This is a genomic window from Caulobacter sp. P1_D6 (assembly GCF_056406095.1).
Map to the genome: position 1 here is coordinate 1 of NZ_JBFUAW010000005.1, position 13,774 is coordinate 13,774.

The window sequence follows — 13,774 nt, forward strand, 5'->3', positions numbered from 1 at the left end:
GCTAAGCCTCAACAGGGCTGCCCACCGGATGCTGGCGGATAACGATGGCGCGGAGCGATCGGCTTCGTCGAAACGGTATTCATTCAAAGAACTCCGGACGTCGTCCGGCGCTCCGCGACCCTTTCCATTCCCTCAGCGGCTTCCGCGTGAGGCGGCCCAGCCGTGTCCGCGAAAGGAGGCGCGTCTCAGTGCGAGATCGTGACGCTCACGGTGGGCATGGCCGCCAGCCAGGCCGCGCCCCACGCCCAGGCCTGGTCCACCAGTTGGTGCACGTCGATCATGCCGCGCGCCGTGGCGATCATCCCGCCCCAGACGACGGCGTTCAGCAGCAGCATCGCCACCACGGCCCAGCGCAGGCGGGCCAGGACGGCGCGAGCGCGTTTCTGGGCGAGGGTCGGACGGGCGTCGTAGGCGCGGCCGTCGAGGGCGAGGGTCATGGCGGGTCTCCGGGAGCCATCCCGTCGCGTCGAACCGCGCCGGGAATCAGCTGTCGCATTAGGCTTCCCACGCCGCGCATTCTGACTGACTGTGACAGGACGCCCCTGCGACAGCCTGTCCTTCCTGAGCCGCCCCCTTTTCGGAGTCCCATGACCGACGCCATTGTCCTGGACCAGGTGCGCAAGGCCTATGACGGCGCGACGGTTCTCCAACCCACCAGCCTGTCGATCGGACTGGGTCAGTTCGTGGCCCTGGTCGGCGGGTCGGGCGCGGGCAAGACCACCCTGCTCAAGACCATCAACGGCCTGGTCGAGACCGACGGCGGCCGGGTGCTGATCGACGGGGCGGCGACCGCCGAGCTGGACGGTCCGACCTTGCGTCGGCGGATCGGCTACGTCTTCCAGGAGGTGGGCTTGTTTCCCCACCTGACCGTCGGCGAGAACGTCGGCATCGTGCCGACCCTGCTGGGCTGGGAGCCCGCCGCGATCGCCGCGCGGACCGCCGAGCTGCTGGACCTGGTCGCCCTGCCTCGAGAGGTGGCCGCGCGCCGTCCCGCCGCCCTGTCCGGCGGCCAGCGCCAGCGGGTGGGCGTGGCCCGGGCCCTGGCGGCCAAACCGTCGATCCTGCTGATGGACGAGCCGTTCGGGGCGCTGGACTCGGTGACCCGCGTGATCCTGGCCGACGATGTCCGCCGCCTGCACGACCAGCTCTCCCTGACCACCGTGATGGTCACCCACGACATCGCCGAGGCCGTGCTGCTGGCCGACCGCATCGTGGTGATGAGCCAGGGCCGGGTGGTCGCCGACGACACGCCCCGCGCCCTGCTGGCCGGCCATCCCGATCCAGCGGTCGAGGCCCTGATGCAGGCCCCGCGCCGCCAGGCCGCCCGCATGCGGGAGATCGCCGGTGAATAGCGGCCTGCTGTCTCTGCTGCCCGAGCGCCTGGCCTGGCATGTCTCGCTGTCGGCGGCCGCCCTGGCCCTGGGCCTGCTGATCGCCCTGCCGCTGGGCGTGCTGGCCGCCCGCAGCCCGCGCCTGCGCTGGCCTTCCCTGGCCCTGGCCGGACTGGTTCAAACCATTCCCAGCCTGGCGCTGCTGGCCCTGTTCTATCCGTTGCTGCTGCTGCTCTCGAACCTGGCCAAGGGCGCGTTCGGCCACGGCTTCTCGGCCCTGGGCTTCCTGCCGTCGCTGCTGGCCCTGACCCTCTATTCGATGCTGCCGATCCTGCGGAACACGGTCACTGGTTTGACGGGCGTGGATCCGGCGGTGGTCGAGGCGGCGCGCGGCGTCGGCATGACCGACCGCCAACGGCTGTGGCGCGTGGAGCTGCCCCTGGCCGCGCCGGTGATCATGGCCGGGGTGCGCACGGCGGCGGTGTGGACCATCGGGGCGGCGACTCTCTCGACGCCCGTCGGCCAGACCTCGCTGGGCGACTACATCTTCTCCGGCCTGCAGACCGAGAACTGGGCCATGGTGCTGACCGGCTGCATCGCCTCGGCGGTGCTGGCCCTGGTCGTCGACCAACTGCTAGGCCTGATCGAGCGCGGGACCGAGCGCCGCGACCGCCGGCTGTGGGGCGCGGGGCTGGCGGGCCTCGCGATTGGGCTGGCTGTCGCCGTCGCGCCCCTGGCGGCCGACCTGACGCCGCGTCCGGCCCGCTACGTGATCGGGGCCAAGAACTTCTCCGAGCAGTACATCCTGGCCGAGCTGATGGCCGACCGGCTGGAAGGGCAGGGGGCGCAGGTCACCCGCAAGATCAACCTGGGCTCGGCCGTCGCCTACCGCGCCTTGGCCGCCGGCGAGATCGACGCCTATGTCGACTATTCCGGCACCCTCTGGGCCAACGTCCTGGGCCGCAAGGACAACCCCGGCCGCGCCGCCGTGCTGGAGGGCCTGCGCACCGAGCTGAAGCGCCGCGACGGCGTGGTGCTGCTGGCGCCGCTGGGCTTCGAGAACGCCTACGCCCTGGCCATGCGCCGCGACCGCGCCGAGGCGCTGGGGATCAGGACCCTGGCCGACCTCGCCGCCAAGGCCCCGCAGCTGACCATGGGCAGCGACCTGGAGTTCTTCTCGCGCCCCGAATGGACCAGCGTCGAGACGACCTACGGCCTGCGCTTCAAGGCCAAGCGCCAGTTCCAGCCGACCTTCATGTACCGCGCCCTGGGCTCGGGCGAGGCCGACGTGATCTCGGCCTTCTCCAGCGACGGCCGCATCGCCGCCGACGACCTGGTGGTGCTGGGCGACCCCAAGGGCGCGCTGCCGCCCTACGACGCGGTGCTGCTGATCGCGCCGAGCCGGGCCGACGACCGCAAGCTGCGCGACGCCCTGGCGGGGCTGGACGGGGCGATCACGGTCGAGGCCATGCAGAAGGCCAACTTCTCGGTCGACCGGGACGCCGGCAAGGTCTCGCCGACCGAGGCGGCGAGAGCGCTTGAGGTGGGGCTGAAACGGTAGTGGCTGAGGCGGGGACACACTCACTCCACGGCCTCGCCAGGTCGATCGAGGTGGTGGGGGTGAGTGTGTGTCCCCCTCTGCGCGCTCGGCGCTCGGAACTACTCCTCGTCCAGCGACACCGGGATGGTCAGCCCGCGCTTGACCACGCCCAGCGCCACGTTGGTCGTGAACTTGCGCACGTTGGGATTCTCGATGGTCAGTCTCGCCATCAGGCCATCGTAGGTCTCGGTGTCGGGCGCGGTGACCACCAGGATGAAGTCGGCCTCGCCGGTCACGTAGAAGGCCTGCTGCACGTGCTCCTGCCCCGCCAGCCAGGTGCGCAGCTGGGTCAGCAGTTCGGGCCGGTCGCGCTCGACCTCCAGCGAGACGATGAAGAAGGTCGGCCGGCCCACCTTGCGCGGCTCCAGGATGGCGGTCTGGCGGATGATGACGCCGGCCTCCTTCAGCTTGCGCAGGCGGCGCTGCACGGCCGAGGGCGACAGGGCCACCCGCTGGGCCAGGTCTTCCGAGGTCCGGCCCGCGTCCTCCTGGACGAGGTTCAGCAACTGGCGATCGAAGCGGTCGAGTTTCATGGTCGCCAGCCTATGCGAAAACAACGCGCGGGAACGCCGAATTTCCGCGTTTTGCCGGTCGCCTTCGCCGCCAAGCGGCGGGCCGGCGCGGCTACACGTCACGGCGTCGTTTCACTCTCCTGAAAGGTCGCTGCCTTGCTTGATCACCTGGAAATCCGCACCCGCCGCCTGGACGACTGCGTGGCCTTCTACCGGCAGGTCCTGGAGCCCACCGGCTATCGCCTGGTCGTGGACGGTCCCAAGAAGGGCTTCGGCTCGAACGGCGGCCGGCTCGACTTCTGGATCGTCGAGGGCGAGCCGTCGATCGACGTGCACTACGCTTTCCTGGCCGCCGACCGCGCCGCCGTCGATCGCGCCTATGGCCGGTCCGGCCAGCATGGCGGCGTCCAGGAGCGCGCCCCGGCGGTGCTGCCGCAGATCCATCCGCACTACTACGCCGGCTTCGCCCACGATCCGGACGGCCGGCTGATCGAGTTCGTCAGCCACGTGCCTGTCTAGGCGGTTCGCAGCAAAACGCCTGGCGGGGGTCAGTTCCGGCTTGCGACGGTTTTGTGACAATGCTTGTTGGCGCGGATGTTCAGCTTGCCCAAAACCGTCGCCCTGGCGGGCCTGACCGCCGCCATCCTCGTCGCCCCCGCCGTCGCGGCGCCGGTCGATGCGCCCAAGCCGAAGCTGGTGGTGGTGATCTCGATCGACCAGTTCAGCGCCAGCCTGTTCGAGCAGTACCGCGCCGAGTTCCACGGCGGCCTGGGGCGGATGGCGCGGCAGGGCACGGTCTATCCCAGCGGCTTCCAGTCGCATGGCATGACCGAGACCTGCCCCGGCCACTCCACCCTGCTGACCGGCAAGTATCCCAACAAGACCGGCATCGTCGCCAACGACTGGTACGACAAGACCACGGCCAAGAAGACCTACTGCCTGGACGATCCGTCGGTCACCCTGGCCAATGATCCGTCCGGCGGCGGCCGCCTGGCCAGCCCCAAGCTGCTGATGGCCGACACCTATGGCGACTGGCTCAATGCCGTCTCGCCGGCCAGCAAGGTCTATGCGGTGTCGGGCAAGGATCGCGGCGCGATCAACATGGCCGGCCACAAGGCCGACGGCGTGTTCTGGCTGGAGACCCGGTTCGGCATGACCACTTGGGTCGAGCCCGGCCAGGACGCCAAGACCAGGCTGGCGCCCGTGGCGGCGTTCAACGCCAGGCTGGTGGCCGACCAGAAGAAGAAGCCGTTCACCTGGACCTATGCCGACAAGCGCTGCAAGGCGCTGGAGGACGACTACGTCACCGGCGGCCGGGCCTGGCGCGCCGCTCTGCCTCGGCCGACGCCCCCGGACGAGGCGGGCGTGACCAACGACCTGTCGATCAGCCCCTATACCGACCGCGTGACCCTGGAGGCCGCCCAGGCCCTGCGCGATGAATTCAAGCTGGGCGACGGCGAGGCGACCGACGTGCTGACCATCAGCCTGTCGGCCACCGACTTCATCGGCCACCGCTACGGCTCCAAGGGGCCGGAGATGTGCGACCACCTGCTGCGCCTGGACGACCGGCTGGGCGTGTTCCTGGACAGCCTGGACAAGGTCAAGGGCCCGGTGCTGGTCGTGCTGTCGGCCGACCACGGCGGTTCGGACTTCCCCGAGCGCCTGGTCCAGCAGGGCTACGACGCCGGCCGGGCGCCGTCGGTCCCGTGGATGAAGGCGTTGAACGCCGAGGTCCGTGGCCAGCTGAAGCTGGACTACGACCCGCTGGTCCAGGCGGGCGGCATCGAGTCGCTGTACGTGGTCGGCCCGGACGGCAAGACCCCGGCGGCCGTGGATCAGGCCCGTGTCACCGCCGCGACCCTGGCGATCCTGGCCAAGCGGCCCGAGGTGTCCGAGGCGTTCGACACCAACGCCCTCGTCACCGCCGCCCCGCCGCCCAAGGGCACGCCGCCGGACGAGATCAGCGTCGCCGAACGCATGCGCCGCAGCGCCTATCCGGGCCGGGTGGGCGACATCCTGGTGGCGTTCAAGCCGTACCAGACCCTGGCGGCCGCGGGCGCGACCTACGTGGCCAGCCACGGCAGCCCGTGGGACTACGACCGCCGGGTGCCGATCCTGTTCTGGTGGAAGGGCGGCCCGGCGCGTGAGCGGGTGCTGCCGATCGAGACGGTCGACATCGCCCCGACAATCGCCGGCGTCACCGGCGTGACGATCCCGGCCGACGTCGACGGCCGGTGCCTGCCGCTGGGGGCGGGGCCGGGCTGCTAGCCCCCGCAGCCAGTCCCCCCGCTGCTAGCCAAGGACTCGCGCACCCTCTGCCGACGAGGTTAGGATTGGGCAAATCCTGGGGAGGCTCCATGTCACGACGCCTGATCGCGCTCACCGCCCTCGCGCTCCTGACGACCACCGCCGCCCACGCCCAGCCGACCCAGGCCCAGCTCGACAGCATCGCCGCCCACCTCCGGGTCGGCTATCAGGTGCTCGACAATCGGCCCGGGCCGGCGGCCTGCGCGCCGGCCCCGTCGTGCATGCTGGCGCGGATCACCCTGTCCGACGGGGCGGGGCCGCCGGCCGGCGTATCGATCTATTTCAGCAGCGTCGTGCCGATCCTGAAGGCCGACAGCGACGGCTTGGCCCTGACGCATATCAACGGCGATCTGTATCGCCTGACGCCCACGCCGGACTTTCGCGGCTTTCCTCCAGACCAGGTCTTCACCATCGATCTGACGCTCGCGGGCCATCAGCTGTCCGAGCTCTATCCGATGCCCAACTACTACGTGGCGGCGGACGGGCTCGCGGCGCGGACGATCGCCAGCACGCGGGCGGTGGTCGATCCCGAGACCGGGCTGGAGAGCCTCCCCTTCGTCGTGCCGTTCACCGACGAGGCCCGGCTGGCCGGTGGTTCGGCGACCGACACGACGGTCTGGGCCACGTCTTCACGGATCTATGCGGTCAACGCCGCCGCCGGGACGGCTGTCCAGCCCGTTCCCCGCGCCGCCATCCTGCCCACGCCCCTGAGGACCAAGCTGGACCCCGCCGGCGGCGAGCTGGACCTGTCGCCCGGCGTGAAGGTGTCGGTCAGCGGCCTGCCGCGCGCTGCCCTGGCGGCCGGCCTGGCCCATCTCGCCAAGGCCGGAGCCGGGGAGGCGCCCGGCGGCGCGCGGCTGAGGATCAGGGTGGCGCCCGCCGAGAAGCTGGCGGCCGGCGGCTACCATCTGACCATCAAGCCTGCCGGGATCGAGATCGTCGCCTCCGATCCGGAAGGCGCGGCCAACGGCCTGGCGTCGCTGACCCAGCTGGTCGACGCCCGGCGCACGGTCCCGCTGGTGGCGATTGAAGACGCGCCGCGCTTCGACTTCCGCGGCCTGCACGTCGACGTCGCCCGCAACTTCCACTCCAAGGCCGAGATCCTGGCGATCCTCGACCAGATGGCGGCCTACAAGCTGAACCGCCTGCACCTGCACCTGGCCGACGACGAGGGCTGGCGGGTCGAGATCGCCGGCCTGCCGGAGCTGACCACGATCGGGTCGCGCCGCTGCCACGACCTGACCGAGCGAACCTGCCTGCTGCCGCAGCTGGGTGCGGGTCCGGACTCGTCCACGCCGGTCAACGGCTTCTATTCCCGCGCCGACTACATCGAGATCGTCCGCGCGGCCCAGGCCCGCCACATCCAGGTGATCCCGTCGTTCGACATGCCGGGCCATTCGCGGGCGGCGATCAAGGCGATGGAGGCCCGCGCGGCCCGCCTGCGCGCCGAAGGCAAGCCTGAAGCCGAGGCCAGCCGCTACCTGCTGAGCGAGGCGGCGAGCAAGTCGGTCTACAGCAGCATCCAGCACTACGACGACAACACCATCAACGTGTGCCTGGACAGCGCCTACGCCTTCCTCGGCAAGGTGGTGGACGAGATGGCCGCGCTGCACGCCGCCGCCGGCCAGCCCCTGACCCGCTACCACATCGGCGCCGACGAGACGCCCGGGGCCTGGAGCGCCTCGCCGGCCTGCGCGGCCTACGAGGCCAGGATCGGGATCAAGCCGGCCGACCTGGGCGGGCATTTCATCGAGAAGGTCTCGGCCCTGCTGGCGGCCCGGGGCGTGGTCGTGGCCGGCTGGAGCGACGGCATGGGCCACGCCAAGGCCGACCGCATGCCGGCCAAGGTCCATTCCAACAGCTGGGGCGCGCTGGGCGGCGAGGGACCCGCCAGCGCCCACCTTCAGGCCAACCAGGGCTGGGAGGTGGTGATCTCCACGCCCGAGGTGATGTACTTCGACAGCCCCCAGGCGGCCGATCCCAAGGAGCGCGGCTACGACTGGCCCTCGCGCGCCACCGACACCCGCAAGGTGTTCGACTTCATGCCCGAGAACCTGCCGGCCCACGCCGAGCTGTGGACCGACCTGCACGGCCGGCCCCAGGCCTCGAAGGACGAGCATCCGCTGGAGCCCGGCGTGCGCTTCAACGGCCTGCAGGGCCAGCTGTGGAGCGAGACGGTCCGCTCGGACGCCCAGGTCGACTACATGCTGTATCCGCGGATGCTGGCCCTAGCCGAACGGGCCTGGCATGGCGCGAACTGGGAGGCGCCCTACACGCCGGGCAAGGCCTACGATCCCACCACCGGCGCCTTCACCGCCCAGATGCGGGCCCGGCGCGACGCCGACTGGGTGGCCTTCGCCAACCTGCTGGGCGGGCGCGAACTGGCCCGGCTGGACGCGGCGGGCGTCGCCTATCGCATCCCGACGGTCGGGGCGGCGGTCGAGGGCGGTCGCCTGAAGGCCAATGTCGAGTTCCCGGGTCTGCCGATCGAATATCGCGTCGCGGGCGGACCCTGGCGACCCTATGTCGAGGGGACCGCGGTGACGGGTCGCGTCGAGGTGCGGGCCCGCTCGGCCGACGGCAAGAGGGCGGGACGCGGCCTCGTCGTCCAGTAGCCGCTTTCCGGCGGCGCCGCGCATGGTCGAATCTGGACCTCCGAGCGTGGGAGAGACCCGTCGTTCGCGCGGACTGTCCCTGAGACGCCCGGCCAAGTTTTTGAGCCTCGCGAGGGGCTCCGCGGTCATTGCGGCGCCGCAATCATGATCATGGCGCTGCACAAAAAGCATGGCGGGCGCCGTGCAATGGGGCAGCTGGAGCCCTGAAGACCCCCGTTACGATCCTGTGACGGTCGCGGCTATTGCAGAAATTTCAGGTCTGACGAACTGTTCCAATCGCGACATTCGTCGTGAGTTGCGTCTGTATTCGAGTCTCACAACAAGAACACGCGTACCCGGGAAACGTCACGGAGGAGAAAGCAAACGCGCGCATTAAGCGCCACGAGGGGGTATAAATGAATAATCGCTCGCGGAATATCCTGCTTGCAGGAATTTCGACCGTCAGCCTGTTCTTTGCGTACGGCGCGAATGCCTATGCAGCTGACGTTCCCGATGCGACGCCTGACGCGTCCGCGGAGCTCGACACGCTGGTCGTGACGGCGCGCGGCAAGCCCCGCACGGTGCTGGACTCGGCCGTTCCGGTCGACTCCTTCAGCGAAGCCGATCTGAAGGCCTCGACCTTCACCGACACCAACGACATCCTCAAAACCCTGGTCCCGTCCTACACTCTGGCTCGTGAGCCGATCTCGGACGGCGCGACCTTCATCCGCCCCGCGTCCTTGCGCGGCCTGCCCACCGACAAGACGCTGTTCATGGTCAACAGCAAGCGTCGTCACCGCTCGGCCCTGGTCAGCATCGGCGGCACCGGCGCCCAAGCGCCCGACGCCGCGACGATCCCGGCCTCGGCCCTGAAGAACGTCGTGGTCACTCGCGACGGCGCGGGCGCCCAGTACGGTTCGGACGCCATCGCCGGCGTCATCGACTTCCAGCTCAAGGACAGCCCCAGCGGCGGTTCGCTGACCGCCCAATACGGCCAGTACTATCTGGGCGACGGCGAAGACGTGCTGCTGACCGGCAACCTGGGCCTGCCGATCGGCGACAAGGGCTTCGTCAACGGCACGTTCGAATACACCAGCCAGAACCAGGTCAACCGCGGCAGGCAGTACTGCAACGTCGGCATTCCGAACCAGTCGCCGGGCTTCTGCGTGGCCACCTACGCGGCGGCCAATCCGGCCTACGGCGCCCTGATCCACGACTACGTCCAGAAGTGGGGCCAGCCCGACGCCGAGGCCACCCGCGCGGTGGTCAACACCGGCTACGAGTTCTCCGAGGCCGTGTCGGCCTATGCCTTCGCCAACTACTCCAAGAGCTCGGCCACCGAGTACTTCAACTACCGTCCGCCGGTCAGCAACGCGGTCAACGCCACGCCGATCCGCAAGTCCGACGGCAGCCTGTTCCAGTTCTCGTCGATCTTCCCGGCCGGCTTCACGCCGATGTTCGGCGGCGACATCACCGACTACAGCCTCACCGGCGGCCTGAAGGGCAAGTTCTCCAGCGGCCTGACCTACGACATCAGCGGCCGCTACGGGAACGACAAGCTGTCCTACACCCTGTGGGACACCGTGAACCCGTCGATGGGCCCGGACTCGCCGCAGTCGTTCTACGTCGGTTCGCTGATCTCGACGGAAACGGCCGCCAACGCCGACTTCGCCTATGACTGGGGCGTCGGCGGCTTCGACACGCCGGTGACGATCAACTTCGGCGCTGAATACCGCAAGGAAGGCTACGAGATCGAGGCGGGCGACGTGCCGTCCTACAAGGCCGGCACCTGGGCCGTTCCGGACCCGTTCAAGTTCTGTAACGCCACCACCCACGCGCCCACGGCCGCGGGCCTGGCCCTGCCGGCCACGGCCGGCCTGAACTGCGGCAACTACACCTCCGACGCCACCGACGGCTTCGCCGGCATCGACCCGGTCTACAACGCCCTGGCCGTCGGCTCGAACGGCGCCCCGGGCTCGCCGCCGGACTATGCGGGCAAGCTGACCCGCGACTCCTACGCCGGCTATGTGGAAACCTCGGCCAACATCACCGAGGCCTGGTTCCTGGACCTGGCCCTGCGCGGCGAGCACTTCTCCGACTTCGGCGGCACGGTGAACGGCAAGATCGCCTCCCAGTACCAGATCACCGACGCGTTCGGGATCCGGGGCTCGGTGGGCACCGGCTTCCGCGCCCCGACCCCGGGCCAGCTGTTCACGACCAACGTCTCCACGCGGGTCGAGAACGGCGCGATCATCGCCTCGGGCCTGTTCCCGGCCACCAACCCGGTGGCCCAGTTCATGGGCGCCAAGGAGCTGAAGCCCGAAAAGTCGCTGAACTTCGCCCTGGGCTTCACCGCCACGCTGTTCGACGGCCTGAGCCTGACGGTCGACGCCTACAGCATCAAGATCGACGACCAGTTCTACGCGACCACGCCGATCACGGTGACGCCGACCATCCGCGCCGCCCTGATCACCGCCGGCGTGCCCGGCGCCGACACCATCGGCCAGGTGCAGTTCTACCAGAACGCCTTCGACTCCACGACGACGGGCGTCGACGTCGTGGCCACCTACAAGGTCAACTGGGAAAACGGCCAGTCGACCAGCCTCACGGCCAGCGGCAACTACAACAAGTTCAAGGTCGACAAGGTGTTCTCGACCAACTTCTTCGACGGCGAAGGGGTCTACGACTTCGAGAACGCCCAACCCCGCTGGCGCGGCGTGTTCTCGGCGACCCACGAGATCGGCAAGTTCAAGGCCATCGGCCGCGTGAACGTCTGGGGGCCGTACAAGAACATGTTCAGCGTCGGCAATCCGGTGATCCAGAAGTTCGATCCGGAAGCCTTCGTCGACCTGGAACTGTCCTACCGCGCGACCGACACCTACACCGTCTCGCTCGGCGCCCGGAACCTGTTCGCCAACTACCCCGCGCCCGACCTGACCGGCGAGTCGGCCACCAACGGCCGGATCTACCGTTCGGACGCGGTCGTCGATTGGCAGGGCGGCTTCTGGTACCTCAAGGCCTCGGCGTCCTTCTAGGATCGCCGATCCAACAGCGGAAAGCCGGGCCTCGCGCCCGGCTTTTTTGCGTTTTGCGCCAGTTTCATTTTCCGTGGGCCGGAGGCGGATTTTTCTGGTGAAATTTCACCCCGCTCGCTCTTCGTCCATCGCGGCCGAAGGGCGCCCACGAGGGGGGCACGGCGTGGTTTTCTCATAAGCGCCAAAAGCTTTTCGCATTGTTCAGGACGCGGCGCGGTTTGAGATGATGCCGCGCGAACAGCCTGGATCGCAGGCGGTCAGTCGCGACGGAAAGTCGGGGATTCGTATGGGTGATCAATCGGCGGCCGCTTCGTTAGGCGGCGGCGTACTGACGCGGCGACGGTTTTTCGAAGGTCTGGCGGCGTTCGGCGGCGTTTCCCTGGCCATGGCCGGCATGGACGCCCTGGGTTTCGGTTTTGCCTCGGCCCAGGCCGCGCCGCCCAAGCTGGAAGGCGATCCCAAGGGAACCAAGGTCGTGGTGCTGGGCGCGGGCCTGGCCGGCATGACCGCCGCCTACGAACTGACCAAGGCCGGCTACCAGGTGCAGATCATCGAGGCCCGGTCCTTCGCCGGCGGCCGCTGCCAGACGGCCCGCAAGGGCTTCCAGCACACCGACCTGGTCGGCAACAGCCAGACCTGCGAGTTCGACGAAGGCCTCTACATCAACCACGGCCCGTGGCGGATCCCGTATCACCACCGCTCGACCCTGCACTACACCAAGCTGTTCGGGGTGCAGCTGGAGAGCTTCGTCAACGACAACGACGCGGCCTATGTCTATTTCGAGAAGGGCGACGGCCCGCTGGCCGGCAAGCCGATCCGCAAGGGCCAGATCGCCGCCGACGCTCGTGGTTACGCCGCCGAGATGATCGCCAAGGCCGCCTCCAAGGGCCAGCTCGACGCGCCGCTGACCGAGGCGGACCGCGAGCTGTTCGTGGCGTACATGATCAACGAGGGGCGTCTGTCGCCGACGGATCTTGCCTATACCGGTACGGAGGGCCGCGGCTTCGACGTCCATCCCGGCGCCGGCGTGGATCCGGGCCCGGGCAAGCCTTCGACGCCCTACAGCCTGAGCGACGTGCTGCACTCCAAGGCCTGGCGGGTGCTCAGCTCGGTGTCCGGCTACGAGCAGCAACGCACCATGCTGCAGCCGATCGGCGGCATGGACCAGATCGCCAAGGGCTTCGAGAAGCACGTCGGCTCGATGATCCGCTACTCGTGCGTGGTCGAGAAGATCAAGCAGGGCCCCAAGGGCGTGACCGTCACCTATGTCGACAAGTTCGGCGAGCAGGAGACCATCACCGCCGACTACTGCGTCTGCACCATCCCGCTCAGCGTGCTCAAGAACGTCGACGCCGACTTCTCCAAGCCGTTCAAGGCGGCGATGTCGGGCGTGGCCTACGCGCCGGTCAACAAGATCGGCCTGCAGATGAAGACCCGCTTCTGGGAAGAGAACCACCACATCTACGGCGGCCACATCTACAACGACATGCCGGGCATCGGCACGATCACCCTGCCATCCACGGGCTGGCAGAGCCAGAAGGGCGTGCTGCTGGGCTACTACGCGTTCGGCGGCGAGGCGGCCAAGATCAGCGCCAAGCCGCCGACCGAGCGCGCCGCCTTCGCCGTGGCGGCCGGCCAGAAGATCTTCCCTGAATACGCCGAGAACTTCGAGAACGCCTTCTCGTTCAGCTGGCACCTGGCGCAGTTCAATCTGGGCGGCTGGGCCGAGTGGGGCGAGGAGGGCCGCAAGGCCGCCTATCCAGTGCTGTGCGAACCCGACGGCCGCGTCTACCTAGCCGGCGAGCACCTGACCTATCTGGGCGGCTGGCAGGCGGGCGCCATCGAGTCGGCCTGGCAGCAGATCGGCAAGCTGCACGCGCGGGTGATCAAGGCATGAAGTCGCGCTATGCCTGGACCACGGTTCCTCGAGGAGTTTCCATGAGTCGTTCGATCGCTTTCGTCTGCGGCCTGTTCGCCGCCTCCGCCGTCTCGATCGCCGCCCAAGCGGCTACGCCGTCGGCGTTGTTCAACGACAACTGCTCGGCCTGTCACCAGACGACGGGCAAGGGCGTGAAGGGGGCGTTCCCGGCCTTGGCCGGCGACGCGTTCGTCCAGGGCGATCCCACCCCGATGATGGCCACGGTCCTGGCCGGGCGGGCCGGCATGCCGGCGTTCAAGGACGACCTCAGCGATCTCGAGCTGGCTTCGGTGCTGACCTATGTCCGCACCTCGTGGGGCAACAAGGGCAAGCCCGTCAGCGCCTCCGACGTCGCCGCCGCCCGCGCCAAGCTCAAGACCACCAAGAAGGCCGCCAACCTGCAGGCCCACTAGTCGATAGAGTCGGCAGCACAGTTCGCTGTCCCGGAATTTCGCAACGAACATTCAAGGAGACGAC

Annotated in this window: 10 protein-coding genes; 8 read left to right on the plus strand and 2 right to left on the minus strand. The window is 68.9% G+C overall.

Annotation, left to right across the window (positions count from 1 at the left end):
- Positions 1-185: 185 nt before the first annotated feature.
- On the minus strand, positions 186-437 hold the full coding sequence (locus AC1DYP_RS02725; RefSeq protein WP_477045025.1) for a hypothetical protein: 252 nt from the start codon (positions 435-437) through the stop codon (positions 186-188).
- Positions 438-587: 150 nt separating this feature from the next.
- Between AC1DYP_RS02725 and AC1DYP_RS02730 the strand changes: the two genes are divergently transcribed.
- Entirely contained in the window at positions 588-1,352 is a 765-nt protein-coding gene (locus tag AC1DYP_RS02730) for an ATP-binding cassette domain-containing protein (protein WP_477045026.1), read from the plus strand.
- Positions 1,345-2,892 carry a glycine betaine ABC transporter substrate-binding protein gene (locus tag AC1DYP_RS02735; RefSeq protein WP_477045027.1) on the plus strand — a complete coding sequence of 516 codons (1,548 nt, stop codon included), beginning with the start codon at positions 1,345-1,347 and terminating at the stop codon, positions 2,890-2,892. Before AC1DYP_RS02730 ends, AC1DYP_RS02735 begins: the two co-directional genes overlap by 8 nt.
- A 98-nt stretch (positions 2,893-2,990) precedes the next feature.
- Here AC1DYP_RS02735 and AC1DYP_RS02740 read toward each other — a convergent pair whose 3' ends face one another.
- On the minus strand, positions 2,991-3,464 hold the full coding sequence (locus tag AC1DYP_RS02740) for an Lrp/AsnC family transcriptional regulator (RefSeq protein WP_477045028.1): 474 nt from the start codon (positions 3,462-3,464) through the stop codon (positions 2,991-2,993).
- Between the two features lie 135 nt (positions 3,465-3,599).
- Here AC1DYP_RS02740 and AC1DYP_RS02745 point away from each other — a divergent pair, with 135 nt between their 5' ends.
- The 6 genes from AC1DYP_RS02745 to AC1DYP_RS02770 all read left to right on the plus strand — a co-directional run bounded on the left by AC1DYP_RS02745 (position 3,600) and on the right by AC1DYP_RS02770 (position 13,710).
- Positions 3,600-3,962: a VOC family protein gene (locus tag AC1DYP_RS02745; RefSeq protein WP_477045029.1), complete on the plus strand. Its 363-nt coding sequence runs from the start codon at positions 3,600-3,602 to the stop codon at positions 3,960-3,962.
- A 75-nt stretch (positions 3,963-4,037) separates the two neighbouring features.
- Positions 4,038-5,711 (plus strand): alkaline phosphatase PhoY, encoded by a 1,674-nt coding sequence (phoY, locus tag AC1DYP_RS02750; protein WP_477045030.1) that lies wholly within the window; start codon positions 4,038-4,040, stop codon positions 5,709-5,711.
- Between the two features lie 89 nt (positions 5,712-5,800).
- A complete protein-coding gene (locus tag AC1DYP_RS02755; protein WP_477045031.1) occupies positions 5,801-8,365 on the plus strand; it encodes a family 20 glycosylhydrolase in 2,565 nt (854 codons plus the stop codon).
- Between the two features lie 395 nt (positions 8,366-8,760).
- Positions 8,761-11,379 carry a TonB-dependent receptor plug domain-containing protein gene (locus AC1DYP_RS02760; protein WP_477045032.1) on the plus strand — a complete coding sequence of 873 codons (2,619 nt, stop codon included), beginning with the start codon at positions 8,761-8,763 and terminating at the stop codon, positions 11,377-11,379.
- 286 nt (positions 11,380-11,665) lie between these two features.
- Positions 11,666-13,276 (plus strand): flavin monoamine oxidase family protein, encoded by a 1,611-nt coding sequence (locus AC1DYP_RS02765; protein ID WP_477045033.1) that lies wholly within the window; start codon positions 11,666-11,668, stop codon positions 13,274-13,276.
- 41 nt (positions 13,277-13,317) lie between these two features.
- Complete coding sequence (locus AC1DYP_RS02770; RefSeq protein WP_477045034.1) at positions 13,318-13,710, plus strand: c-type cytochrome; 393 nt, start codon at positions 13,318-13,320, stop codon at positions 13,708-13,710.
- Positions 13,711-13,774 lie beyond the last annotated feature (64 nt).